This window comes from Halodesulfovibrio sp., assembly GCF_015482765.1.
Lineage (GTDB): Bacteria > Desulfobacterota > Desulfovibrionia > Desulfovibrionales > Desulfovibrionaceae > Halodesulfovibrio.
The window spans coordinates 56112-81149 of the sequence record NZ_JADMLB010000071.1 but is presented as its reverse complement, the minus strand read 5'-3'; the positions used below and the strand labels follow the sequence as shown (position 1 = coordinate 81149).

The following is a 25038-nucleotide window of genomic DNA, read 5'->3' as shown; positions in this document are numbered from 1 at the left end:
CACAGGGGGCCCGCAGGGGTTCCAAGATGCAAGTGATTAAATACACTTTAAGTTGTATGTGCACCTTACAGTAAAACACGGTCTTTACTGGAACGGCACGACATAATGCAGCATCATGAAACGCCTGCAAATGTCAAAAAACAGCAGAATGGGCTCAACCCATCCTTAACCTCCAAATTTGTGAGGAGGAGTTTTGTGCTTGAGAAAAACGTTGTTCCCCTCAAGCGAGAAAGACTTATATGTGAGACAGGCTCTAACGTCAACACCTTTTTCGCATTTTTTTTACGAAGTGAAGAAATATACTGAGCCTACCCCTTCTAACCAGAAAAGCTCCGGCCACCTTACGGTGACCGGAGCATTATATCGCCTGAGTTCTCAGGTACTAATCTTTATTGCTTACGATTTCTTCAGCAATAGAGTTAGGAACAGGCTCGTAGTGGTCGAACTGCATGGTGAAGTTCGCACGACCCTGAGTTTTTGAACGAAGGTCAGTTGCGTAACCGAACATTTCGGAAAGCGGAACCATCGCATCAATAACCTGAGCGTTAGCACGGGTGTTCATACCCTGTACGCGACCACGACGACCGTTAAGGTCACCCATTACGTCGCCAAGGTATTCCTCAGGTGTAACAACCTCTACGCCCATGATAGGCTCAAGGATCTGAGGACCAGCTTTCTTACAAGCAGCTTTAATCGCCATAGAGCCAGCGATGTAGAATGCCTGTTCAGAGGAGTCAACATCGTGGTAAGAACCGAATACGAGGTTAACTTTAACGTCAACAGTTGGGAATCCAGCGTAAACACCGCTTTTGAGTGCTTCCTGAATACCTTTGTCAACAGCTGGGATGTATTCTTTAGGAATAACACCACCGGTAATGGAGTTAGTGAATTCGTAACCTTTCTCTGGGTTAGGCTCGATTTCAATAACAACATGACCGTACTGACCACGACCACCAGACTGCTTAGCGTACTTGTGATCTTCTTTAGCAACCTTAGTGATAGTTTCACGGTAGGCTACCTGAGGCTTACCAACGTTAGCGTTAACGCTAAATTCGCGGGTAAGACGGTCAACGATGATGTCGAGGTGAAGCTCACCCATACCGGAAATAAGGGTCTGACCAGTTTCGTCATCACCTTTAACACGGAAGGATGGATCTTCTTTAGCGAGCTTAGCAAGAGCTGCGGACAGAGCGTCACGGTCAGCTTTTGTTTTAGGCTCAATAGCAACTTCGATAACTGGATCTGGAATATCGAGAGACTCGAGAACTACTGGACGATCCATCGCGCAGATGGTGTCACCGGTAGATACGTTTTTCAGACCAACAACAGCTACGATGTCGCCAGCGTATGCTTCTTTGATATCCTCACGCTTGTTAGCATGCATCTTAAGAAGACGACCAACACGCTCTTTCTTACCGGTGTTAGCGTTGAAAATGGTCATACCAGTTTCAATTTTACCGGAGTAGATACGGCTGAAGGAAAGGTGACCGATGTATGGGTCAGAAGCGAGTTTGAAAACGAGAGCGGAGAAAGGTTCTTTGTCGTCACATGGACAAGGAATTTTCACTTCTTCGTTATCAGGGTCACTACCTTCCATTGCTGGGATATCAACTGGGCTTGGGAGGAAGTCTACTACCGCGTCAAGCAATGGCTGAACACCCATGTTACGGAATGCAGAGCCACAGAATACAGGCACGATAGAACGTGCGATTGTAGCTTTACGCAAAGCAGATTTAATCTCTTCAGCGGAGAGTTCTTCGCCACCGAGGTATTTTTCGAAGAGTTCTTCGTCTTCTTCTGCTGCTGCTTCCATCATTTCAAGGCGTTTTTCGTCAAACAGGTCCTGCAGGTCTGCAGGAACAGGCTTGATTTCGAACTCAGCACCTTTGGTAGCTTTATCGTAGTAGATAGCTTCGCCGGTTACGAGGTCGATGATACCTTCAAAGTGGTCTTCAGCACCGATTGGAATCTGGAGAGAGATAGGCTTAGCACCGAGACGATCGGAGATCATGCCTACTGCACGCCAGTAATCGGAACCGATACGGTCCATTTTGTTGATGAAGCAGATGCGAGGTACACCATAACGGTCAGCCTGACGCCATACAGTCTCAGACTGAGGCTCAACACCAGCAACAGCGTCAAATACACATACGGAGCCATCAAGAACACGCAGGGAACGTTCTACTTCCATAGTGAAGTCAACGTGGCCCGGTGTATCAATGATGTTAATTCTGTAATCTTTCCAGAAACAGGTAGTAGCAGCAGAGGTAATAGTAATACCACGCTCTTTTTCCTGCTCCATCCAGTCCATGTTGGACTCACCGTCATGTGTTTCACCAATTTTGTGAGACACGCCGGTGTAGTAAAGAATACGTTCAGTAGTGGTAGTCTTGCCCGCATCAATGTGGGCCATGATACCAATGTTTCTCTGTTTTGATACAGCTACTTTAGCAGACACAGCAAGCTCCTCAGATTACCAACGGAAGTGAGCAAAAGCTTTGTTAGCTTCTGCCATACGATGGGTATCTTCTTTCTTCTTCACAGCACCACCACGGCTGTTGAACGCGTCAAGCAGTTCGCCAGACAGACGTGCAACCATGCCCTGCTCGCCACGACCGCGTGCATAGGTGATGATCCAACGGATGGAGAGAGAAACCTGACGGTCAGGACGAACTTCAACTGGAACCTGGTAAGTTGCACCACCAACGCGGCGAGACTTAACTTCCAGATGAGGTTTTACATTTTCAATTGACTTCTCGAAAGCGCGGATTGCGTCTTCGCCGGTTTTCTCAGCGAGAACGTCGAGTGCTTTGTAGAAGATTTTTTCTGCGGTGCTCTTTTTACCGTCAAGCATAAGACGGTTTACAAAACGAGCGGCCAGACGGCTTCCATAAACTGGATCTGGCAAAATCTCACGCTTAGGTACGGGTCCTTTACGAGGCATATCTATATTACTCCATTAACTACTTACTTAGGACGCTTAGCGCCGTACTTAGAACGGCCCTGGCGACGATCTGCAACACCCGCGGTATCGAGAGTACCACGTACGATATGGTAACGTACACCTGGTAAGTCTTTTACACGACCACCACGGATCATAACTACAGAGTGTTCCTGCAGGTTGTGACCTTCACCAGGAATGTAGGCAGTTACTTCGATGCCGTTAGTGAGGCGTACACGAGCTACTTTACGCAGCGCGGAGTTAGGTTTCTTAGGTGTAGTGGTGTAAACACGAGTACAAACGCCACGACGCTGTGGACAAGCCTGCAGCGCTGGGGTTTTCTTACGTTTTACAACCTTCTTACGTTCCTTACGGATAAGTTGGTTGATAGTGGGCATTTTTCCTCCAATGGGAATTAATCAAAGTCGTTCGCTTAGTACAGGATGAGCAGCCCCGTTGTGTGGTGCAACTCAAATCACAACAAAAGCACCAACCAACCTTCAGTGGAGAACTAAAAGTTAGCTAGCAGCTCATCTATTCCAAACGGGGACCCGATGCAGCCCAGCAGCCCGCTCGGCATCGACAGTCAGACCCGTGAAATTTCGAATCAGGTACTTACGTCTTTTTCTTGTGGGGTTCAAGTGATTTTTACTATTTTTTTCGCATATAATAATGTTAACGACCTAGCAAATCGTTCTAACAACCTTTTTTGCCTGCTTGTTCTCTTTTTCACAAAAAATACCTACCGACAACTATCAGAAAACACCCGTTTTTTATCTTCATTTGTACTATTATTCTCAAGCGACGACTTTTTACCTGTTATTTTATTTTTTCTTGACACATGAGCACTATCTTAACCTATTGTTTTTAAAAGAATAAAAAAGGTCAATTTTTACCCTTGACTTTTTGTCTATTTTTTCACAAACCATTCTCAAGCACTAAATAGAATTTTACAGACACAAGCGCAATCGTCTATCTACTTGGTGTGACTACAAGATTGGCTTTATGAAAAACCAAATCGGTAATTCACAAGTTACAAACTTTTATATTCCGGAGGAAGGAAGTTATGTCTAAACTGGTAGCCCCACATGGTGGTAAAGGTCTCGTTTGTTGCCTGCTCGAAGGCGCAGAACTCGAAGCTGAAGTAAAAAAAGCTGAAGGCCTCAAAAAGCTCGACATCTCCGCTCGTGCAAAAGGCGACCTTATCATGATGGGTATCGGTGGCTTCTCCCCACTGAACGGTTTCATGGGTAAAGAAGACTGGAAGAACGTATGTGAAAACTTCACTCTCGCAGACGGTACTTTCTGGCCTGTACCAGTTACCCTTGACGCTTCCAAAGAAGAAGCTGACGCAATCGCAGTTGGTGAAGAAATCGCTCTCGTTCGCAACGGTATTGTTTTCGCTACTATGAAAGTAGAAGAAAAATTTGAAATGACCGAAGCAGACAAAAAATGGGAATGCGACAAAGTTTTCAAAGGTGAAGGCGAAGAGTCTGCTGACGACGTTTTCTGGAAAATCGCTCTTGAAGATCACCCAGGCGTAAAAATGGTTATGGCTCAGAAAGAAGTGAACCTTGCTGGTCCAGTTAAAGTTCTTTCTGAAGGCGAATACCCAGAAGAGTACAAAGGTGTTTACCTCCGTCCTGCAGAAGTTCGTGCAATGTTCGAAGAACGTGGTTGGTCTGAAGTTGCTGCTCTCCAGCTCCGTAACCCAATGCACCGTTCTCACGAATTCCTCGCAAAAATCGCTATCGAAGTTTGTGACGGCGTACTCATTCACTCCCTCATCGGTAACCTCAAGCCAGGTGACATTCCTGCAGACGTACGTGTAAAAGCTATCGACACTCTCGTTGAGCACTACTTTGTAAAAGACAACGTAATTCAGGCTGGCTACCCACTCGACATGCGTTACGCTGGCCCACGTGAAGGTCTGCTTCACGCTACTTTCCGTCAGAACTACGGCGTTAACAACATGCTCATCGGTCGTGACCACGCTGGCGTTGGTGACTTCTACGGTCTCTTCGAAGCTCAGGAAATCTTCGATCGTATTCCTACCCCAGCTGAAGAAGGCAAAGCACTGCTTTGTAAGCCAATGAAAATTGACTGGACCTTCTACTGCTACAAGTGTGACGGCATGGCTTCCCTGCGTACTTGCCCACACACTAAAGAAGATCGCGTAATTCTTTCCGGTACTAAACTCCGTAAAGCTCTTTCCGAAGGCGCAGAAATTCCAGATCACTTTGGTCGTGACGAAGTTCTCGTTATCCTTCGCGAATACTACGAAGGTCTTACTGAAAAAGTTGAAGTTAAAATGCAGGGCGCTGCTTCTGGCGACTCCATGTAGTTTCAACTGCACTGACTATAAAAGGGGGGATCGGATTTCCGATCCCCCCCTTTTTCTTTTCTACCTCAACTTATCATTATATATAGTGCGAAGAGTCTCTACCCTGATCTTACATAGAAAAACATCTAGGAATATAGCGCCAGGCATCTACCATATCGGCATCATGACCTAATGCCTGTCGGTCTAAACTTTGAAGGTAGCTCCAGTAAGCTTGTGAATGATTAGGATGATGCACGTGCGCAAGTTCATGCAATAAAATATACTCCAGCAACTCGGCTGGTAATAACAACAGTCGAGCGTTCAATGAAATTGTTCCTCTGCCTGAACAACTCCCCCACCGACCTTTCTGCATGCGCACCTGAAGCTTTTTATACGGAATACCATGTGCTTCAGAAGCCTTATCCAGCAAATCTGGTAAACATTCTTTCCCACTCCTGATGAGCCAAGATTGGAGAAGATCAACACAGCCCTCTTCTGCAAGCCCTTCCGGCAGGTAAATACAGTTCTCCATTTCAACCGAAAGATGATTGTTTGATGTGCGGATTATTTTATCTGCATCAACTCTTTTTTCCGAAAGTTCTTCTTCAGACATGTACCGGACGCTATATTTTTCTCCGATAGCAAGTAAATCTATCTCATCAGGAATCATCGGCGGTAATGAGGAAACATCTTCTGGAATCTCAAGTTTCTCAGCAACATTTCTAATCCAATCAGCCCGTTTTTCTACGATCTGAGGTAATAAATTTTCTTTGAAACTCAAGGGAACTACCACTTGAAGTCCGCTGTTTCTAGAAACTTTTAGTCGAACGTGTTTCGCTCTTTTGCTTCGAATTACAGTATATTTTATTGTTCCATCAGCACAAAAAATCAAAACACGACTCCTTAAACGTAAAAAAACAGCTAATCTCTTTACCCGCATTTGCAATCACAGTACAGTCTCCAAAATCTTGCGGCTAATCAGGCTCACGGCACGATGCCTGCTCATTAGAAAATTCTAGCCGCAGGACTTAATGATCTACTGCAACCATCTGGAGATTTTTGCATGTCCCTTTCCAAGCGACCTGCTTTCGGCCCTGCAATTGTTGCAATTGCCGGAGCAATTTTTTGCGCACTGAATGCCACACAAAACTTCGATGCTATTTGTATCACAACAGGTTGCGAAGTTTTCAAAGACATTTCAGTATTCGGAATTTCGTTATGGTGGATCGGAACAGCACTGTTCACCACTCTTGCACTATTAAACCTCTTCAAACTTCACACAACCGCACTCATACTTGCTTTAGTCGCCGTTATTATTGATCTCGGCTTTCTTTTGCTCATGGTATTTACAGCACCGTGTGTACCGTGTCTTGGTTTTGCGATCATTCTCTTTTTAGTATTCTTTCTGCAATGCGCAACCCTCAAACGCCGTGCAGCACTCGTCCTTCCAATTTTTATTGTTTGGACACTGGTATTCACACCAAATATTTTTGCCACGGTTAATGAAGAAATGGGCACATGGACAATTTATGGCGAGCAACAACCAGACGTTCAAGTTTTCTTCTCTCCTAGCTGCCAAGCCTGCCTAAAACTGGTTCCGAAACTTTCTCAAAAAGATTCCGGAAAAATTGCCTACTATCCCATCGCCGAAGAAGATGCTGACATCGAAAAAATATTTATCATGCAGCAAGCCATTGCTGATGGATCATCAATGTATGTCGCATTCAACCGCGCGGCACGATCTTCATCTGACTCAATCTCACTACCATTAACTACCCGATTTAAACTTCAATGGAATCTTTTTAGAAATAAATCAAAACTTGCCTCCATGGGCGTTACGCGCATTCCTGTACTCATAACAAACGGTGTGCCAAGTAATTTACTTTCTAACCAACAAACACAAGAAACTAAGGGGGATGTGCTTGATTTCACGGATGACTTTTCCGGCTGCACTGATGACGGAAACATCCCATGCGAGTAGGTAACATTCCTTAGTTATTTTCTTTTTTTGGCAGGCTGGTTGTCCAATCAATTCATTTGAATATGTTGACGCAACCATATAATCACATTATGTGAAAAAAATCATTTGAAACCGAGGGTCAGCGGGTAAGCACTATCGTCCCCTGTTGTCACACTTTTTTTTGGCAAATTACTTGGACAAATAGTGAAAAACGCTTTATAGGGTCTCCCGCTGGAATCCTTTTAGACCAAGCGAAGTATGTCTATGCGACACCAGTTACAAGCTCTTTTATCTGAACATAAACAAGAGATTACCGATGCATGGGTATCTGCCATCTTCGGTACCTACGAAATTGACACAGTCGGCTTTCTGCGTAGTCAGGAGAATGCTTTTTCAAACCCTGTGGGTAACAAAACGAAAATAGCAACTGCCGCACTTATTGATGCACTCGTGGATGACAACATGGACAGCGATGTCGTTACACCGGCAGTAAACGAACTTATTCAGGTTCGCGCTATCCAAAAATTCGATGCGGATCAGGCAATGTCTGTTCTGTTCGTTTTAAAAAACATCATCCGAAAACACATTGTCCCCAAACTTTCTAAGTCCGAAGAATTTGCTGATCTTCTGGAACTAGAATCTAAAATAGATTCTCTGGCACTTGTGGGATTCCGTATTTATTCGGAATGCCGAGATAAAGTGCAGAGAATGCGCGTTGATGAATTCAAAAGGAAGCACTTTCAGCTCTTGAAGAGAGCAGAACGTATATTGGAGAAACCGGTTGGGGAACCGGAATCGTAACAACCAATAGCCTAGCAGCGAGGTAACGGAATGATTATTTCACTTCTCGCGGTTATTGCTTTAGGTATACTTGCCTGGATGGGATCAATGATGGGATTCCAATATGTTCTGGCAGTTTGTTTACCTTACACTGCAGTAATCGTATTCCTTGTAGGTTTCGCATGGCGGATTATCGACTGGGCAAAGCGCCCTGTTCCGTTCAGCATTCCTACTACAGGTGGCCAACAGAAGTCCCTTCCTTGGATTAAGCCTGCCACCCTCGATAACCCTAGCAATAGCAAGGGTGTTTGGGGACGCATGATCCTTGAAGTACTTATGTTTCGCTCCCTGTTCCGCAACACTAACGTTTCAATCGAAGGCGACCGCGTAGTCTACTGGTCCTCAAAGTTCCTGTGGCTCTTCGCACTCATCTTCCACTACTCTTTCCTTATTATTTTTGTACGTCACTTCAGGTTCTTCGCCGAGCCGGTACCGTTTTTCGTAAACGCTATCGAAATGTTCGACGGCATCCTGCAGATTGGTGCTCCACGTCTGTACATGACTGGTCCACTGATTCTTGTAGCGCTTGCATACCTGATCGGTCGCCGTCTCTTTAATCAGAAAGTGCGTTACATCTCTCTTTTGAGCGATTACTTCCCACTTTTCCTGATTTTCGGCCTCTGTGCTACCGGCGTTGCAATGCGCTACTTCCTGAAAGTAGACATTGCTACTGTTAAAGTTTTCGTTATGAGCTTGCTCCACTTCGCACCGGACACAGCAGCTCTGGCAAAAATCGGCAGCATTTTCTACGTGCACATGTTCTTCCTCACAGTACTCCTTATGTACTTCCCGTTCAGTAAGCTTATGCATGCTGGCGGCGTATTCCTTAGCCCAACCCGTAACATGGCAAACGACACTCGTATGAAGCTGCACGTGAACCCATGGAACCCGGAAAAAGTGTACCGCACATACGAAGAATACGAAAACGAGTTCAGGGTGCCTATGTTTGAGGCAGGTCTCCCGGTAGTGAAAAAGCCGGAGGATAAGGAGTAGTTATGTCTAACATACCATCCGCAGAAGAGCTGATTAAAGTCAGCTACGATATGCCAAGTGAAAACTGGATGGACACTAAGCCTGAAATTACTGAAGGCGCAGTGGCTTATCCAGCTAAAAAAGCAACCATGGAACCTCTTGGAATGCCTAATCCACACGATTGGAATCCATTTGAGGAAGATTGGCATCTCCCTGAAAACTGGGAAGAGATCATCTACAATGGTTTGAAAGAACGTCTTGAAAAATATCGTTCTCTTAAACTTTTCATGGACATCTGTGTTCGCTGTGGTGCCTGTGCTGATAAGTGTCACTACTTCATCGGTTCCGGCGACCCTAAAAACATGCCTGTACTGCGTGCAGAGCTGCTCCGTTCTGTTTACCGTAAAGACTTTACCACTGCCGGTAAAATCCTTGGTAAACTTGCCGGTGCACGCAAGCTCGACAAAGACGTAATTAAAGAGTGGTTCTACTACTTCTACCAGTGTACTGAATGTCGTCGCTGTTCCCTGTACTGCCCATACGGTATTGATACCGCTGAAGTTACCATGATGGCTCGTGAGTTGCTGCATGAACTCGGTCTTGGTCTGCACTGGATCATGGACCCTGTAAGTAACTGTAACCGTACAGGTAACCACCTTGGTATTACTCCTCATGCTTTCAAAGAAATTGTAGAATTCCTTTGTGAAGACATTGAAGAAGTTACCGGTATCTCAATCAACCCTCCTTTCAACGAACCTGGTCATGAAGTTCTCTTCATCACCCCTTCTGGTGACGCATTTGCGGAGCCGGGCATCTACACCTTTATGGGTTACCTGATGCTCTTCGAAGAAATCGGGCTTGATTACACCTTATCCACATACGCATCTGAAGGCGGTAACTTCGGTCTCTTCACATCATCCAGCATGATGAAGAAACTGAACGCTAAGATGTACGCTGAAGCAGAACGCTTAGGCTCCAAGTGGATTCTCGGTGGTGAGTGTGGTCACATGTGGCGTGTTATCAACCAGTACATGTCTACTATGAACGGCCCAACTCCTTCTTGCATGGAAACACCAGTAAGCCCAATTACCGGTACCGTGTTTGAAAACGCACGTGAAACCAAAATGGTTCACATTGCTGAGTTCACCGCTGACCTCATTAAGCACAACAAAATTCGCCTTGATCCTTCACGTAACGATCATCTCAAGACAACATTCCACGATAGCTGTAACCCGGCTCGTGCTATGGGTCTTCTTGAAGAACCACGTGAAATCATGCGCGCAGTTTGTAATAACTTCTACGAAATGCCTGAAAACACCATTCGCGAGCAGACCTTCTGCTGTGGCGCTGGTTCCGGTCTCAACACTGATGAGATTATGGAAATCCGCATGCGTGGTGCTCTTCCTCGTGGTAACGCTCTGCGTTACGTACAGGAAAAACATGGTGTTAACATGATGTCTTGTGTTTGTGCTATTGACCGTGCAACTCTGCCTCCGCTTGCTGATTACTGGGCACCGGGCGTAGATATTGCCGGCGTACACGAGCTTGTCGCTAACGCCCTCGTAATGAAAGGCGAGAAAAAGCGTACCATGGACCTCAGGCAGGAAGAACTGCCAGGAATGGAGGATGAATAATCATGTATAACAGCAAGTATGTTATCTCCGGACTGGTAATCTTTTTAGCCGTTTTTTCTTACCCTTTCTGGGGCAATCTGGCTTCCAAAGACTACAATGGTCCTAAACTGAGCCTGCCTGCTGACCAAAAGCAGTGCATTGAGCCTGTTGAGTTTATGCGCGCTGAGCACATGACTCTTCTGAACCAGTGGCGCGACTCTGCACTTCGTGACGGCAAGCGTGTTTATGTTGCATCTAACGGTGCAACATGGGAAGCAAGCCTGCAGAAAACCTGTATGAGCTGTCATACCAATAAGGCTGAGTTCTGTGACACCTGTCACCTTGAGAACGCCGTGGAACCATACTGTTGGACTTGCCACGTTCCGCCTAAGGGGAATGAATAATGAAACGTAGCAGAAGACAATTCCTTAAGGTTGCCAGCCTTTCTGTTGCAGGTCTTGGTGCTCAGCTTGCCGCTGGTGGCATGACCAAAGCAGCTGCTGCTGTTAAACCTAGTTATAAAGAAGACGCTCTTGCGCTTAAAGCTAAGCGCTGGGCTATGGTTATCGATACTCGTGAGTTTGCTTCTAAAGAAGACTTTGATGCTTGCATCAATGCTTGTAACCATGCGCACAACATCCCGAACATTCCAGGTAAATCTGAAATCAAGTGGATTTGGAAAGACGCATACGAGCACACCTTCACTGAAACTAAAAACAAGTATCAGTCTAAAGAAATTGAAGATCGCGAATACTTCATGCTCTGCAACCATTGCGAAAACCCTCCATGTGTTCGCGTATGTCCAACTCAGGCTACTTACAAGCTTGAGAACGGCATCGTTGCTATGGACTACCATCGCTGCATCGGTTGTCGTTTCTGCATGGCTGGCTGCCCATTCGGCGCGCGTTCATTCAACTTCACTGATCCTCGTCCTTACATCAAAGACATCAACCCTAAGTTCCCTACCCGTATGATCGGTGTAGTTGAAAAGTGTAACTTCTGCGTTGAACGTCTTGATGAAGGCAAGCTTCCAGCTTGTGTTGAAGCCGCTCCGGGTAAAATTCACTTCGGCGACCTTTCCGACCCTGAGTCTGAAGTTCGTAAGTTGCTTGAAGAGAACTACACCCTCCGTCGTAAACCTGCATTAGGCACTGAGCCTGGTGTATTCTACATAATTTAGGAGGCCATCATGCTCGAAAAAGTTTTGAAAGGATCTCCAAAGTACTACATGTGGTTGGCTTTCCTTGGCGGTATTATCGGCGTTGGTGTAATCACCTACTTGTTCCAGCTTAAATACGGTCTCGGCCTTACAGGCATGAACCGTGACGTAACCTGGGGCTTCTACATTGCCCAGTTTACCTACCTTGTAGGTATTGCTGCTTCCGCTGTTATGCTGGTTCTCCCAGCATACTTCCACGGCTACAAGCACTTTAAAAAGATCATCATTTTTGGTGAATTCATGGCAATCGGCGCAGTTGTTATGTGTATGCTCTTTATCGTTGTTGATATGGGTATGCCTCAGCGTATGCTGAACGTAATGCTGCACCCGACTCCGAACTCCGTTATGTTCTACGACATGCTGGTTCTTATCGGGTACCTTTGCCTTAACGCTATCATCGGTTGGAAAACTCTTGAGTGCGAACGTTTCCAGGTTGCTTACCCTAACTGGGTAAAATACCTCATTTACACCTCTGTAATTTGGGCGTTCTCTATCCACACCGTTACTGCGTTCCTTTCACAGGGTCTTCCGGGTCGTCACTACTGGCTCACTGCTATTCTGGCTGCTCGCTTCCTCGCGTCTGCATTCTGCGCAGGTCCAGCACTTCTTCTTCTCCTCCTTATGGTTGTGAAGAAACTTGCTAAATTTGAAATTGGTAAAGAAGCTATTAAAACTCTTACCATTATCATTACCTACGCAATGTGCATCAACGTGTTCTTCTTCCTCTGTGAAGTATTCACCGCATTCTACTCCAACATCCCAGGTCACATGCACCCGCTTCACTACCTCTTCGCAGGTACAGAACAGGGTCTTCCTTGGGTAACTTACTGGATGTGGATTGGCGCAATCTTCGCTATCGCTAGCCTTGCATTGCTCATTCCTACTTCCCTGCGCGAAAACATGAAGATCCTTCCATGGGCTCTCGGCATGCTCGTTCTCGCAACTTGGATTGACAAAGGTCTTGGTCTCATCGTTGGTGGTTTCGCACCATCACCATTTGAGACTTGGGCAACATACGCTCCTACTGTACCTGAGCTGCTGATCTCTCTCGGCATCTTCGGTGTGGGTGCATTCATTGTGTCCATCCTTTGGAAAATCGCTATCGACGTTAAGAAAGAAGCAGGCACTCTGTAATCTTTCTTTTCCAAGAAAAATTAGGGTCTGTCTTTTAGACAGACCCTTTTTTTATACATACAAATTTTTTATTCGTTCAATTTTAACACATTATGAAAAAATATATCCCAACCACATTATTACAACACGCACGTCATTGTAGCTCCTCTAATGACAATGCCCCTACTTCTTTTCCTTCCCCTTTCTATAACAATGATCTGGCAACCCATGAAAGGACTCCTGTAGAACTTCCTGACCTGATCAACACACTAGCACAACGCAATATTGATGCTATGTCACCCTCCCGCAATCAAAAGAAACAGAATAAAGCAGCATTGCGTTCTGTTTTACACTCAATATTTTCTTCGTAATTCCTTCCCAGCTCAAAGTCTTTGTTCATTTCAGTCCCACCTATAATGACATAATTTTTCTTTGGAATTTAATACACATCGAGCATGTTTTAGACTACGCTACCTAGTTTATAAGCAGCAGAGCAATATGGCTTTCATATAAGCGCCTAAAAATGCGGCAATATGTCTCGTTTTCCTTTTCAACTCACGCTCCCCCCCCTCCGAACTCCAGAACCTGCGGCGTATTACAATTGCTGCTGCTTACCTTGTATGAAGTTGCATATTTTCGGGGTAAAATGAGACACCCGCATTGCATAGTGCCTTTTTTTAAATGCAAATATGCTTTTTCTGGCTCAGGTGTATAACGAACCTATTATGAATCAAGGCTCTTTCTACGGTTTGTAAGACAAAGGAAGTTAAATGACATCCCCACAGGTGATGCTTGAAGTTGAACATCTTACTAAAATTTTTGGAGCGAATCCTAAACGAGCCTTGCCGTTACTAGAACAAGGCATCTCTAAAGAAGATATTTTTCAAAAAACAGGACTAACCGTAGGCGTTCATGACGCATCATTTTCAGTGTATGAAGGAGAAATTTTCGTCATAATGGGGCTTTCTGGCTCGGGAAAATCTACACTCGTCCGTATGCTGAATAGGCTGATTGAACCAAACTCCGGAAGCGTTACCATGCGTGGAAAAAATATTACTACCATGACGCATGATGAACTGGTTCAGTTCAGACTCCATAATATGAGTATGGTGTTCCAATCCTTCGCCCTTATGCCGCACCTATCTGTTTTAGAAAACGCAGCGTTTGGCCTTGAGCTTGCCGGAGTGGCAAAACAGGAACGTTCTAAAAGAGCTCTTCAAGCGTTAGAGCAAGTTGGTTTATCCGGTTGGGAAAACTGTAAGCCAGAGAATCTTAGCGGCGGCATGCAACAACGTGTCGGGCTTGCCCGTGGGCTGGCTGTTGATCCAGAAATTATGCTCATGGATGAAGCTTTTTCTGCTCTTGATCCCCTCATTCGTACTGAAATGCAGGACGAGCTTTTAATGCTTCAAGAAAAATACCGACGAACAATTATCTTCATTTCGCATGACCTTAATGAAGCTCTTCGCATTGGTGACCGCATAGGCATCATGGAAGGCGGCAAGCTCATTCAAGTGGGAACACCTGAAGACGTCCTGCAAAATCCAGCCAACGATTATGTAAAGGCATTCTTCAAAGGGGTAGATCCCACCAGTGTTCTCAGCGCAAAAGACATAGTATCAAAGTCCCACCCTACTATTATCATTACAAAGGGCGGAAACTTAAGAGCTGCACATGAAATACTTAGTGCAAGTGAACGTGACTATGCGTTTGTGCTCGACCCGCAACACAGATTGCAAGGGGTTGTCTCTACAGATTCAATCGTCGAACTGCTCAAAGAAAAAAATCCCGACAGAACACTGCGGGATGCCTTCCTTCAAAATATTGAGGCTGTTAACGAAGATGACAGCATGCAAGATATTCTTCCACTGGTGGCACAAAGCCAGAACCCTGTGCCTGTGACAGATAGTAACAACAAGTTTAAAGGTGTTGTTTCCAAGGCGCGCTTCCTGAACACCTTGCATCGAAGCAGTGACAACACAGATAATACGGACATACTGACAACAGAAGGAGCCTAGCATGTTTGAAGATAAAGTTATTCCGCTGGATGTCTGGATAACCGACGGCATCAACTGGCTCGTGGATAATCACAGGGCTCTTTTCCTCAAACTTAAATGGCCGGTTGAACAAACTCTTAATGGTATTGACCATGGGCTGAACGCACTTCACCCCCTCATCATTATTGCGGCTGTATTACTCATTGCGTGGCGTATTGCCGGATGGAGAGTATCCCTATTCTCTGTTCTGTCACTAGTCTTTGTCGGATTACTAGGACTATGGGAAGATACAATGACCACGTTAGCTATGGTTGTATCGTCTGTACTTTTCTGCATTATCGCGGGGGTTCCCCTCGGCATCTGTGCTGGGAAAAATGACCGTTTTGAACGAATTATTCGACCAATTCTCGACGCAATGCAAACGACGCCGTCATTCGTGTACCTTGTTCCTATTGTAATGCTTTTTTCTATCGGCAACGCCGCCGGTGTTCTTGCCACCATTATTTTCGCGCTACCACCAATTGTCCGTTTAACAGGACTCGGCATACGACAAGTTCCACGAGAACTTGTTGAAGCAGCTGAAGCCTTCGGCGCAACAAACTGGCAGGTACTTGCTAAAGTACAAATCCCTTTGGCACTTCCAACAATACTGGCAGGATTAAACCAAACTATCATGATGGCACTGTCCATGGTTGTTGTGGCTGCTCTTATCGGCGCAGGCGGTCTTGGCTCACCGGTAGTACTGGGACTTAACTCATTGGACATTGGTATTGCTGCAATCGGTGGTATTGGAATCGTACTCATGGCTGTCATGCTCGATAGAATCACTCAAGCTGCTGCAAAAAAACGATACTAAGCTGTATTTTTTACGGAGAAACACTTTCTTTGGAGGATGTCCCCTATGTTAAAAAAAATTGCATTCACAGTACTCTTTGTATGTCTGGCGGTTCCTGCATTCGCCATTAACATGCACCCTGGTAAAGGCATTACGATCCGGCCAGCACGTGCTACATGGTCTACAGGCTACTTTCATGCCCTTATTGTTGAAAAAGGCTTGAAAGAACTTGGCTACACCGTAAAAAAGCCTAAAGAACTTCCTGTAGCGCTGTTTTACAAAACACTCTCTCTCGGCGATGTTGACTACTGGGCAAACGCATGGCTTCCGCTTCAAAACAATCACTTAGAGCGTTTTAAAGATACGATCTCTCCCATCGGCTATGTTCTCGAAAAACAGGCTCTACAAGGCTATATGGTCGATAAAAAGCATGCAGACGCTCTTAATATTAAATCGTTGGAAGACTTTAAACGTCCAGAAGTTCGCAAAGCTTTCGATAAAGACGGTGACGGGAAGGCAGACCTCACAGGTGCCCCTCATGGTTGGGAAAGCGTTAAAGTTATAAAAAGGCACCTTGAAGAATATGGTCTTAAAGACGATGTCGAACAAGTCAGTGCTTCGTACGAAGCAGGCATGGCAGCAAACATTGCCGCATTCAACAGCGGTGAACCTATTTTTTACTACACATGGACTCCAAGCTGGACAGTATACAAACTCAAACCGGGTGAGGATGTTGTTTGGATCAATGTTCCATTTAATATCCCGACATCTGACGACAAGGATGCCAAAAAACTTATGCGCTTAAACGATGTCGACGGTGCAGCAACTAACCCGATTAATATGGGATTCAGCGTTGCAGACATCCGTGTTGTGGCAAACAATAAATTCCTTGAACAGAATCCTCCTGCACGAAAATTTCTTGAACTGTTCACTATCAATATTTCTGACTTAAGCACCCAGTATGCAAAACTAATGGAAGGTGAAAAGTCGCCAAGGGATATTGAACGCCACGCTAACAAGTGGATTGAAGAGAACCAAGACGTTTGGAACAGCTGGCTCGATCAAGCACGCCGTACCATTCGCTAGTGACTTCCCCAAATAAAAAAAGCCCCGCCTTCAAAAGAAAGCGGGGCTGCTTTTTTATATCAGAGAACTAGATGTAGTTTGCAACAAGGATAACAACGCCGCATACAGCTGCGGTTGCAATACCCATGCTACCACCTGGAGTCATGTACGCAATCTTCTTTGCAGCAGATTTTGCTTCACGACGAAGTTTGTAACTCATTGCGCATGGCAGCAAGATACAAATAACTGCTAATGCAGCACCAGCATGAGCCAGCGCAGCAATAAAGCCACCCGGAGCAAGCAGGGATGCAATCAGTACTGGAATGAATACAATGAATGTTGTTCCAAGGCGCTCTTTACTTGTATTACCGCGACGCAGGGTCTCCGCCATCAGGTCAAATAAAGACAGTGCGACCCCGAAGAAAGAAGTAATAAGAGCAAATGCCGCGAAGACAGAAAGAATAGTCTGAATAACAACAGAACCGTTGCACATAGACTTAATCAAGGAGTCAACGCTACCGCTCATGTTTACGATCTGATCCATCGGCACGCTACCGAGAGAAAGGAACAACCACAGCATGTAACAAAGAAGAGGAAGCAAAGTTCCCCAGAACATAATGCGGACGAGCTGCTTGGTATTTGTACCTACAACGGATGTCACGCTAGGGATACAGAAGTGGAAAGAGAAGGAAGCAAATAAAACCGGAATAGCACCTACAAGGTATTTGTAATCCGGAGCTACATCCATCAGAACATGAACATCAACAGTTGTGCTAAGAGTCGCAAAAGCAATTGCCATAGCGCCAAGCATGCTCAGGAAGAACAAGCTGTTGAAGCGTACAATAGCATTAGTGCCAAGGAAGATAATGACTGCCATGGCCACAGCAAAGGCTACGGCACAAACACCGGTGCTGAACGGATCACCGTTGACACCAATTGCACGGGCAATAATGCCACCCATTGCTGTTACGTATGCCACAAGAACTGCATATAAAAGGAAAGCCAGACAAACAACGGCAATTACCTGCCCCCATCTGCCAAGAACTTTCTTAACCATCATATTTACATTCAAGCCCGCACCGAGCTGAAGATTTACTTCAAGCAAAAGAAGCGAAGTGTAGAATGCCAGAGCCCACATGACCAGAAGCAGTACCATGCTGACTTTAAAGCCTAGAAAACCAATAGCCATTGGTAAACCAAGCATGCCCGCACCAATCGTGGTACCGGCTACAACACAGACTGCGTCCAGAGATTGTGACTTCATAATGTATAACCCCCATAGGTCATTTGTGCTCGCGCCTACACCTTAGAACAAACAACAGTGCCCGTTCCCTGCTTCAACCATTTTTGAAACAGAGCGGTTAACACTTTTACTAGTGATACTTGAAAGAATAAAAAGCGTGACGGCACTATCCGCTCTTTGCAGGGCTACTATTATTTTATAATGTAAAACCAACAAAGTTGTGTGCAGCGAGACAGTAACGATACTAGCTTGTACAGTTGCGCGATTAATCTTTATAGTCAGCACCAAGTACACGCTCAGGTGAGACAAGGTCAAGCACTGTAATGCATATTTTTTACGTTTCTGACAAAAAACAGCACTTTCAACCTGTTATAGAAAACCGTACATAGCAGCGGTACAATAGTCTTTTTTACAATAATGTACAGTGAATCTACATTTTTGTTTTGCAGTTTAACATTAATGTTTAATTCGACGTTGTCATTTTTGTACAAAAATCTTCCTTGCATCATTCAGAAAAACTCACTATTAACCCTTCGTCTCGCTTTTAAAAAGTGAGTACGCGCGTACTTTTTGTTTTATTTTTTCAATGTATTACAAACAGTTATTGAATCGTAGACCCCTTGTTTTTCAAGTTGTTTTATATTCAATATACGGCGAAGACCTCCAGACCGATCCGAAATTTCAAACGGACCGCGCCTGTGTCCTACCCTATGTGTTTAATTATCTCATGGAGGATACACTGTGCGTTCACACGCTCTCTTCAGCAGGCGAACATTTCGCCCTGCGTTACTCAATACCCTCTCTTCAGGCTATAATCTTTCACAATTTGTCAAAGATGTCGTTTCCGGCTCAACAGTAGGCATTGTCGCCTTGCCATTAGCTATGGCTTTTGCCATCGCCAGCGGCTGTACTCCGGAAAAAGGCCTTTTTACAGCAATTGTAGCTGGATTTATTATCTCTGCCATTGGCGGTTCACGCTTCCAGATTGGCGGTCCTACAGGTGCATTTGTTGTTATTGTTGCAGGCATTATCGCAAGACACGGATATGAAGGGCTTGTTGTTGCCACTTGTATGGCGGGCGTTATTTTGCTTGTCATGGGATTTTGTGGTCTTGGCAGACTGCTCAAATTCATTCCATACCCTGTGACAACAGGATTTACGACCGGTATCGCACTCCTTATCTTTACAACCCAGATTAAGGATTTGTTCGGACTGCAGCTTTCAGAGATTCCGGCGTCCTTTATCCCCAAAGTTACAACTTTGGCACAAGCATCACCTACTGCTCACATTGATTCCATCACTGTTGCCGGTGTCACACTTGTTACAATTTTCCTTACCCGTAAATTTTTCCCACGCTTTCCATCGCATATAGCAGGCATTCTTGCTGCCTCTGCGGTAGCACTTTTAGGCGGACTCGACGTTGCTACAATCGGAACCCGATTCGGCGGTATTCCCGCAGCTCTGCCAACATTTGCATTTCCGGAAAACCTCACCGGCCTTGCTGTCACCATGTTTCCAGATGCAATCACAATTGCGCTGCTTGCTGCCATTGAGTCTCTGTTAAGCGCAGTTGTTGCTGACGGTATGACAGGCGAACGCCATCACTCTTCTACCGAGCTTATCGGGCAAGGTGTTGCTAACATTGCATCTTCTTTCTTTGGCGGCATTCCGGCTACCGGTGCTATAGCCCGAACAGCTACAAACATCCGTGCTGGTGCATTCTCACCTGTTTCCGGTATGGTTCACGCAATCGTTCTTGCATTATTTGTAAAATTCTTTGCTCCGGTTGCTTCTGCCATCCCGCTTGCAAGCCTTGCAGGTGTTCTTACCTATGTTGCATGGGACATGAGTGAACTGCCAAAGTTCATCCATATCCTCAAAGCTCCTAAGTCTGACGCCGCTGTTATGGTTTCAACCTTCTTACTCACAGTTCTTATTGACCTTACAGTTGGCGTGCAATTCGGTGTCGTTCTCGCTGCGCTGCTGTTAATTGGTCGAATCAGCGACGCGACTCAGTTCCAGAACTGGGAACGAACAAAGGCTGCACCGGTTAAACATGCACCTTCATGGAACAGTGAAATTGAAATTTATGAAATCAACGGCCCGTTCTTCTTTGGATGTGCAGACCGCTTCTCACAAACCTTTTCATTAATGCGTAAGCCACCGCGCGTTATCATTTTCAGAATGCGCCATGTTCATACTATTGATGCAACAGCGCTGCACGCCATTGAGCTTGTTCTTCTGCAAATGCAGCAGCTCAACGTGCATGTACTCTTTTCCGGAGTTGATGACTCTATTCAACGGCAAATGGTTCGTTTCGGATTGCTTAAATTCATAAGTAAAGATGACATCTGCCACTCCTTTGGGACAGCGTGGAAAAAAGCCCACAAACTGGTTCAAGACGCTGAGTCAACAGCAACCACGACTCCCGCGGTTGCATAAGTTCTCACACCTAAAAAGCCCTGCACAAACACTGTGCAGGGCTTTTTTTGTTCCATTCTTCCAATTAGTCATTGTCTTTTCAGGGTATTCTGTATTTTTCGGTGTATAGCATTCCGATTAACACACTGAGTATGCTATCGTACTCATAGATTTTTTTACTATTACCCCAGCGAGAGCCATGACTACACAGCAATCACCTTCTTTTGAAGTCCTGAGCAACCCTGAAGAAACAACAATATCTCTTTCAGGCACTTGGACAACTTTGCATCTGGATTCAGTGGAGCGTTTATTTTTGAGCTCCCTGCTGAATGCTGCGCATTCGATTGTGCTCAATCTGACGAATATTACCAAACTGGATACGAACGGTGCATGGATAATTGAGCAGTACAAACGGCAGGCCAAAGCAAAAGGAAAAGATTGTTCCGTTACCGGAGCGAAAGAGAAAGATAAAATTCTGCTGACCACCGTAGAAAAACGATCTGAAGAAAAAGCAAAAGATAAAAGCGACCCGTTTATAATCACCTTATTTTACGATACAGGACGTTGCTTTATTGACCAGCTCAAAATCACCATTAATATCGTCGGCTTTCTTGGTGAAGTGGTGACCACACTGGTACGCTCTATATTCAACCCAAAACGTTTTCGCTTAACAGCTCTGTTCTATCATCTGGAACACGTAGGTATTCGCGGCATCCCGATTATTGCCCTGCTTTCATTTCTTATCGGTATGGTGCTCGCGTATATGGGAGCACAGCAGCTCCAAAAATTTGGTGCGCAAGTTTTTGTAATTCAGCTTGTTCAAATTTCGGTTCTTCGTGAACTGGGAATTCTTCTCACAGCTATCGTCATCGCCGGTCGTTCCGGTTCTGCCTTCACAGCACAAATTGGTGCAATGATCTCCAATGAAGAAATCTACGCAATGAAAACATCGGGCTTAAATCCCGTTGACACGCTGGTCATCCCGCGTGTTTTAGCACTTCTCATCATGCTTCCTATTCTCGGGTTCATTGCAGACATCATGGGACTTTTAGGCGGGGCGCTCATGGTATGGCAAACATTAGACATCAGCCTCCACGGCTTTGTCGTACGTCTTCATCAAACACTTAATATTTGGGATTTCTACGTCGGGATGGTCAAGGCACCGTTCTTTGCGATTATTATTGCAACCATCGGCTGTTTCCAAGGACTGCAAGTTACCGGAAGCGCAGAGTCTGTCGGCAGACTCACAACCACATCGGTTATTGAGTCCATTTTCGCTGTCATTGTTATTGATGCCGGCTTTGCAATCTTCTTCGCCGCCATCGGGATTTAACCATGAATGACGTTATTCTTTCTTTAGAAAATGTCCGAACACAGTTCGGAAAAAATATTATCCACGACGGGGTAAATTTAGAACTCCGGCGTGGAGAAATTCTTGGCGTCATTGGAGGCTCCGGCTCCGGCAAGTCTGTTTTATTACGAACCATACTTGGCTTAAACAAACATACAGCCGGCTCCATTAAAATATTCGGCAAAGAATACCATACCCTTACAGTTGAAGAAAAACATTCAGTCGAACAACGTTGGGGAGTTCTCTTTCAAGACGGCGCTCTCTACTCCTCATTGACAGTTCTAGAAAATGTTGATGCTTCACTGAAGGAATATACAAAAATCAGCGACAATACTCGCAGAGAAATTGCTTTACTCAAGATATTTATGGCTGGGCTTCCCATTGAGTCGGCAAACCTTATGCCTTCAGAGTTGTCAGGCGGTATGCGTAAAAGAGCCAGTTTAGCCAGAGCGCTTGCCATGGATCCGGAAATTTTGCTTCTGGATGAACCTACAGCAGGACTGGACCCGATAACAGCCGGAGCATTTGATGACCTGTTAAAAACTCTACAACATGCTCTTGGATTTACAGTATTTCTTGTCACACACGATTTAGACACACTCAATACAATTTGTGACAGAGTTGCTGTTTTAGCGGAAAAGCGCATCTACGCAACAGGAACAGTCGAAGAACTTTCAAAAAATCCGTATCCATGGATACAGGACTATTTCAACGGGCCACGCGGGCGCAGCGCCAATTCGGCGAAGTGCGGGGAGAAATAACATGGAAACACGAGCACACTACATTATGGTCGGCGCCTTTATTATCGCCTCTTTCATTCTCGGTTTTGCTTTCATCTTGTGGGGAGTCGGAAGCAGAGCAGAAACAACGGATATTCCTTATGACATTCTGTTTAAAGACAGTGTGGACGGACTATCCATTTCTAACCCTGTACTGTTAAACGGCGTACGGGTGGGGAAAGTTACAGATATTATTCTCAGTCAGGATCGTCCGGAAGATATTCGCGTTCGTATTCTTGTGAAGCCGATGACACCTATCAGAGACGATTCCCGAGCCAAGCTTGTACCTATCGGCATCACAGGACAGTCGGCAGTTTTCATTTCCGGCGGAACCGCAGCAAGTCCTCTGCTGAAACCTATCTACAAGGGTAACATTCCCCTTATCAAAACTGTTCCTTCACCAATCGAAGAAATGTTCAAGGTATTACCTGAAATGCTGACCACAGGGAAAAAGCTTCTCAAAGATCTACGGAAAGTTGTTGATGAGGAAAACCGCCAGAACATCAAAGAATTTCTTGCAAACATCAACTCGTTCTCAGACACCCTCGTAAAAAGCGAAGAAAACATCCAGCTTGCTCTTGAGAACATTAAAAACGCCGCAGCACAAACAGAACAGGCCATGGAAAAAACTAAACATGCCGCTTCTACTATTGACGGATACGTTGCGAAGCAACTTACACCGACAACGGACAAAATAGGTGTGCTGGTTAAACGAATTGATCTGCTGGTTAAAAACATGGAACCGGGATTAACAAGGTTCAGTAAAAGCGGACTGGATGACATAAACTCCCTTATTAATGAAAGCAAAACGCTTGTTAATACGCTGGAAAATATTGCGCAAAGACTTAACAGCAACCCTAAGCAATACCTGCTTGGAAAAACCGTACCTGAATACCAGACACCATAGGAGCATTTATGCGCAAACGTATCGTTAACCTACTTATACTTTCCTTGGTACTCTTCTGTACTGGTTGCGCGTTTGATGTTGGGCTGACACCCCCAGCAGCTTCAGAAAACTACATGCTGGCGGTCTCAACCGATACTCCGGTTCACCCCACCAGCGCCAATATACCTACGGTCTCTGTTTCACGGCCACAGACAAACGCCTTCCTCAACTCCACAGGAATTGCAATCATACAACCTGACCAGAAGGCACTGTATTATGCTAAAGGGCAATGGGCGACGGTATTACCGGAAATGATGCAGGAGGCCGTTGTTCGTTCATTAAACTCAACGCAGCGAGTACGCGCTTTCTATAATACACAACCGGGGATCTCTTCAGACTATAGACTGGTCTGGAGCATTGAAGATTTTTACGCAAAATACAGCGCTGAAAAATCACCGCCTACTATTGCTGTCACTCTTACCTGCTGGCTTATCGATGTAGACAACCTGTCACAGCCTGCAATGTCTTCGGTATTTACAGGACAACAGGCAGCTTCTGCCAAAGGATTGGAACCTATCGTTGCTTCCTTTAACAGTACCGTCGAAACACTGCTCTCAGATATGAACATGTGGGTAGCCAACACAATTCAAACTCAAGAACGGCAAAAAGCTCTGTACTCTTCACGAAACGGAGCCGCATCCCAATAGGCCCCACCCTGTATGGCGGATAGCTCCCCGTGGAAAAACAACTTTTCAACTATAGAAACGCCGTACCTGCTACGGCGTTTCTGCGTTTCTAACAGCTGCAAGCACTCTTGAATGAAGAAATGCACTCTTTTCATCTGGTGTTATTGAATTTTTTGGTAAAAATTAGTATCAATAGAATCACTATCGCTTTGTCATCTAGAATTTTCATTGTGCCTGTAACAGACAAAGCCGTAACCGGAGGGAATATATGAAGATTGACAAGTTGAGTTTTCAAATAGCCGGACAGCTCCTTGAAGGACGTAAATCTTTCAGAGAAATTGCACAGGAGCTTGCTGTTGCGGAAAACACAGTCCGCTCACGTATCAATAAGATGCAAAAAGAAGGCGTAATGGATATTGTTGCGCGTCTTGATGTAGAAAAGCTTCCGGGTCACACAATGGTTTTCACCGGCGTGCTGCTTGATGAGCGTGATCTTTTTGCTAAGTGTCAGGAATTAAGTCAGCTTCGCGGTGTTGTTTCCGGCGCTGTTGTAACAGGACGCTTTGACATTATTTTAACACTTCTTCTTCGTGACGGTTACGGTCTTCTGGAATTTTACTCTGAAGAAATGTCTAAAATTGAAGGCATTCGTTCTGTGGAAAGCTTTGTTGTTTATAAAGGCTCAAACCTGATGACTCCGTACATTCTTGATCCGAACACTCTTCCTGAATAACATTTAGATTCAGGCATCTACCTGTTTTTTTCAGGTTGCCTTAAACTTCCCTCCTGTTTTT

Annotated in this window: 22 protein-coding genes; 17 read left to right on the top strand and 5 right to left on the bottom strand. The window is 45.2% G+C overall.

Annotated elements, in window-relative coordinates; genetic code table 11:
- Positions 1-382: 382 nt before the first annotated feature.
- Genes fusA through rpsL form a run of 3 tightly spaced genes read right to left on the bottom strand, consistent with a single transcriptional unit; the run spans position 383 to position 3339 of the window.
- Complete coding sequence (fusA, locus tag QZY95_RS13845) at positions 383-2458, bottom strand: elongation factor G (protein WP_290924542.1); 2076 nt, start codon at positions 2456-2458, stop codon at positions 383-385.
- A gap of 15 nt (positions 2459-2473) precedes the next feature.
- A complete protein-coding gene (gene rpsG, locus QZY95_RS13840) occupies positions 2474-2944 on the bottom strand; it encodes a 30S ribosomal protein S7 (protein WP_020001416.1) in 471 nt (156 codons plus the stop codon).
- A 23-nt stretch (positions 2945-2967) separates the two neighbouring features.
- Positions 2968-3339 (bottom strand): 30S ribosomal protein S12, encoded by a 372-nt coding sequence (rpsL, locus tag QZY95_RS13835; protein ID WP_020001415.1) that lies wholly within the window; start codon positions 3337-3339, stop codon positions 2968-2970.
- A 668-nt stretch (positions 3340-4007) separates the two neighbouring features.
- Between rpsL and sat the strand changes: the two genes are divergently transcribed.
- Complete coding sequence (gene sat / locus QZY95_RS13830; protein WP_290924534.1) at positions 4008-5285, top strand: sulfate adenylyltransferase; 1278 nt, start codon at positions 4008-4010, stop codon at positions 5283-5285.
- 109 nt (positions 5286-5394) lie between these two features.
- Here sat and QZY95_RS13825 read toward each other — a convergent pair whose 3' ends face one another.
- Positions 5395-6156, bottom strand: a complete 762-nt coding sequence (locus QZY95_RS13825) for a YgjP-like metallopeptidase domain-containing protein (protein WP_290924531.1) — start codon at positions 6154-6156, stop codon at positions 5395-5397.
- 171 nt (positions 6157-6327) lie between these two features.
- Between QZY95_RS13825 and QZY95_RS13820 the strand changes: the two genes are divergently transcribed.
- From QZY95_RS13820 to proX, 10 genes are all read left to right on the top strand, one after another.
- Entirely contained in the window at positions 6328-7245 is a 918-nt protein-coding gene (locus tag QZY95_RS13820) for a hypothetical protein (RefSeq protein ID WP_290924529.1), read from the top strand.
- Between the two features lie 243 nt (positions 7246-7488).
- The gene (locus tag QZY95_RS13815; RefSeq protein WP_290924527.1) at positions 7489-8025 is read left to right on the top strand and encodes an RsbRD N-terminal domain-containing protein; all 537 of its coding nucleotides are present in this window, start codon (positions 7489-7491) and stop codon (positions 8023-8025) included.
- A 30-nt stretch (positions 8026-8055) separates the two neighbouring features.
- Positions 8056-9057, top strand: a complete 1002-nt coding sequence (dsrM, locus tag QZY95_RS13810) for a sulfate reduction electron transfer complex DsrMKJOP subunit DsrM (protein WP_290924525.1) — start codon at positions 8056-8058, stop codon at positions 9055-9057.
- Between the two features lie 2 nt (positions 9058-9059).
- Positions 9060-10670 carry a sulfate reduction electron transfer complex DsrMKJOP subunit DsrK gene (dsrK, locus tag QZY95_RS13805; RefSeq protein ID WP_290924523.1) on the top strand — a complete coding sequence of 537 codons (1611 nt, stop codon included), beginning with the start codon at positions 9060-9062 and terminating at the stop codon, positions 10668-10670.
- A gap of 2 nt (positions 10671-10672) precedes the next feature.
- Positions 10673-11053 carry a sulfate reduction electron transfer complex DsrMKJOP subunit DsrJ gene (gene dsrJ, locus QZY95_RS13800; protein ID WP_290924521.1) on the top strand — a complete coding sequence of 127 codons (381 nt, stop codon included), beginning with the start codon at positions 10673-10675 and terminating at the stop codon, positions 11051-11053.
- Positions 11053-11829, top strand: a complete 777-nt coding sequence (gene dsrO / locus QZY95_RS13795; protein WP_290924519.1) for a sulfate reduction electron transfer complex DsrMKJOP subunit DsrO — start codon at positions 11053-11055, stop codon at positions 11827-11829. Before dsrJ ends, dsrO begins: the two co-directional genes overlap by 1 nt.
- Before the next feature lie 9 nt (positions 11830-11838).
- A complete protein-coding gene (gene dsrP / locus QZY95_RS13790) occupies positions 11839-13002 on the top strand; it encodes a sulfate reduction electron transfer complex DsrMKJOP subunit DsrP (protein ID WP_290924517.1) in 1164 nt (387 codons plus the stop codon).
- A gap of 749 nt (positions 13003-13751) precedes the next feature.
- On the top strand, positions 13752-14999 hold the full coding sequence (proV, locus tag QZY95_RS13785; RefSeq protein WP_290924515.1) for a glycine betaine/L-proline ABC transporter ATP-binding protein ProV: 1248 nt from the start codon (positions 13752-13754) through the stop codon (positions 14997-14999).
- A gap of 1 nt (position 15000) precedes the next feature.
- Positions 15001-15834, top strand: coding sequence for a proline/glycine betaine ABC transporter permease (locus QZY95_RS13780; protein ID WP_290924513.1), 834 nt, complete (start codon positions 15001-15003; stop codon positions 15832-15834).
- A gap of 45 nt (positions 15835-15879) precedes the next feature.
- Positions 15880-16899: a glycine betaine/L-proline ABC transporter substrate-binding protein ProX gene (gene proX / locus QZY95_RS13775; RefSeq protein WP_290924511.1), complete on the top strand. Its 1020-nt coding sequence runs from the start codon at positions 15880-15882 to the stop codon at positions 16897-16899.
- A 67-nt stretch (positions 16900-16966) separates the two neighbouring features.
- Here proX and QZY95_RS13770 read toward each other — a convergent pair whose 3' ends face one another.
- Positions 16967-18142 carry an aromatic amino acid transport family protein gene (locus tag QZY95_RS13770; RefSeq protein WP_290924509.1) on the bottom strand — a complete coding sequence of 392 codons (1176 nt, stop codon included), beginning with the start codon at positions 18140-18142 and terminating at the stop codon, positions 16967-16969.
- A gap of 720 nt (positions 18143-18862) precedes the next feature.
- Here QZY95_RS13770 and QZY95_RS13765 point away from each other — a divergent pair.
- The 6 genes from QZY95_RS13765 (at position 18863) to QZY95_RS13740 (ending at position 24977) form a co-directional block, all read left to right on the top strand.
- On the top strand, positions 18863-20563 hold the full coding sequence (locus tag QZY95_RS13765) for a SulP family inorganic anion transporter (protein ID WP_290924507.1): 1701 nt from the start codon (positions 18863-18865) through the stop codon (positions 20561-20563).
- Between the two features lie 178 nt (positions 20564-20741).
- On the top strand, positions 20742-21875 hold the full coding sequence (locus QZY95_RS13760; RefSeq protein WP_290924505.1) for an ABC transporter permease: 1134 nt from the start codon (positions 20742-20744) through the stop codon (positions 21873-21875).
- Between the two features lie 2 nt (positions 21876-21877).
- The gene (locus QZY95_RS13755) at positions 21878-22654 is read left to right on the top strand and encodes an ABC transporter ATP-binding protein (protein ID WP_290924503.1); all 777 of its coding nucleotides are present in this window, start codon (positions 21878-21880) and stop codon (positions 22652-22654) included.
- 1 nt (position 22655) lies between these two features.
- Positions 22656-23579, top strand: coding sequence for an MlaD family protein (locus QZY95_RS13750; protein WP_290924501.1), 924 nt, complete (start codon positions 22656-22658; stop codon positions 23577-23579).
- A gap of 8 nt (positions 23580-23587) precedes the next feature.
- Positions 23588-24265 carry an ABC-type transport auxiliary lipoprotein family protein gene (locus tag QZY95_RS13745; RefSeq protein ID WP_290924499.1) on the top strand — a complete coding sequence of 226 codons (678 nt, stop codon included), beginning with the start codon at positions 23588-23590 and terminating at the stop codon, positions 24263-24265.
- A 247-nt stretch (positions 24266-24512) separates the two neighbouring features.
- Positions 24513-24977, top strand: coding sequence for an Lrp/AsnC family transcriptional regulator (locus tag QZY95_RS13740; protein ID WP_290924497.1), 465 nt, complete (start codon positions 24513-24515; stop codon positions 24975-24977).
- The last annotated feature ends 61 nt before the right edge of the window (positions 24978-25038 follow it).

Coding starts and splice junctions, on each gene's coding strand:
- QZY95_RS13780 (WP_290924513.1), top strand. CDS start 15,001: ATGTTTGAAGATAAAGTTATTCCGCTGGATGTCTGGATAACCGACGGC.
- dsrO (WP_290924519.1), top strand. CDS start 11,053: ATGAAACGTAGCAGAAGACAATTCCTTAAGGTTGCCAGCCTTTCTGTT.
- dsrM (WP_290924525.1), top strand. CDS start 8,056: ATGATTATTTCACTTCTCGCGGTTATTGCTTTAGGTATACTTGCCTGG.
- rpsG (WP_020001416.1), bottom strand. CDS start 2,944: ATGCCTCGTAAAGGACCCGTACCTAAGCGTGAGATTTTGCCAGATCCA.
- proV (WP_290924515.1), top strand. CDS start 13,752: ATGACATCCCCACAGGTGATGCTTGAAGTTGAACATCTTACTAAAATT.
- QZY95_RS13815 (WP_290924527.1), top strand. CDS start 7,489: ATGCGACACCAGTTACAAGCTCTTTTATCTGAACATAAACAAGAGATT.
- QZY95_RS13755 (WP_290924503.1), top strand. CDS start 21,878: ATGAATGACGTTATTCTTTCTTTAGAAAATGTCCGAACACAGTTCGGA.
- sat (WP_290924534.1), top strand. CDS start 4,008: ATGTCTAAACTGGTAGCCCCACATGGTGGTAAAGGTCTCGTTTGTTGC.
- QZY95_RS13745 (WP_290924499.1), top strand. CDS start 23,588: ATGCGCAAACGTATCGTTAACCTACTTATACTTTCCTTGGTACTCTTC.
- QZY95_RS13770 (WP_290924509.1), bottom strand. CDS start 18,142: ATGAAGTCACAATCTCTGGACGCAGTCTGTGTTGTAGCCGGTACCACG.
- dsrP (WP_290924517.1), top strand. CDS start 11,839: ATGCTCGAAAAAGTTTTGAAAGGATCTCCAAAGTACTACATGTGGTTG.
- dsrJ (WP_290924521.1), top strand. CDS start 10,673: ATGTATAACAGCAAGTATGTTATCTCCGGACTGGTAATCTTTTTAGCC.
- QZY95_RS13760 (WP_290924505.1), top strand. CDS start 20,742: ATGACTACACAGCAATCACCTTCTTTTGAAGTCCTGAGCAACCCTGAA.
- QZY95_RS13820 (WP_290924529.1), top strand. CDS start 6,328: ATGTCCCTTTCCAAGCGACCTGCTTTCGGCCCTGCAATTGTTGCAATT.
- QZY95_RS13750 (WP_290924501.1), top strand. CDS start 22,656: ATGGAAACACGAGCACACTACATTATGGTCGGCGCCTTTATTATCGCC.
- proX (WP_290924511.1), top strand. CDS start 15,880: ATGTTAAAAAAAATTGCATTCACAGTACTCTTTGTATGTCTGGCGGTT.
- dsrK (WP_290924523.1), top strand. CDS start 9,060: ATGTCTAACATACCATCCGCAGAAGAGCTGATTAAAGTCAGCTACGAT.
- rpsL (WP_020001415.1), bottom strand. CDS start 3,339: ATGCCCACTATCAACCAACTTATCCGTAAGGAACGTAAGAAGGTTGTA.
- QZY95_RS13740 (WP_290924497.1), top strand. CDS start 24,513: ATGAAGATTGACAAGTTGAGTTTTCAAATAGCCGGACAGCTCCTTGAA.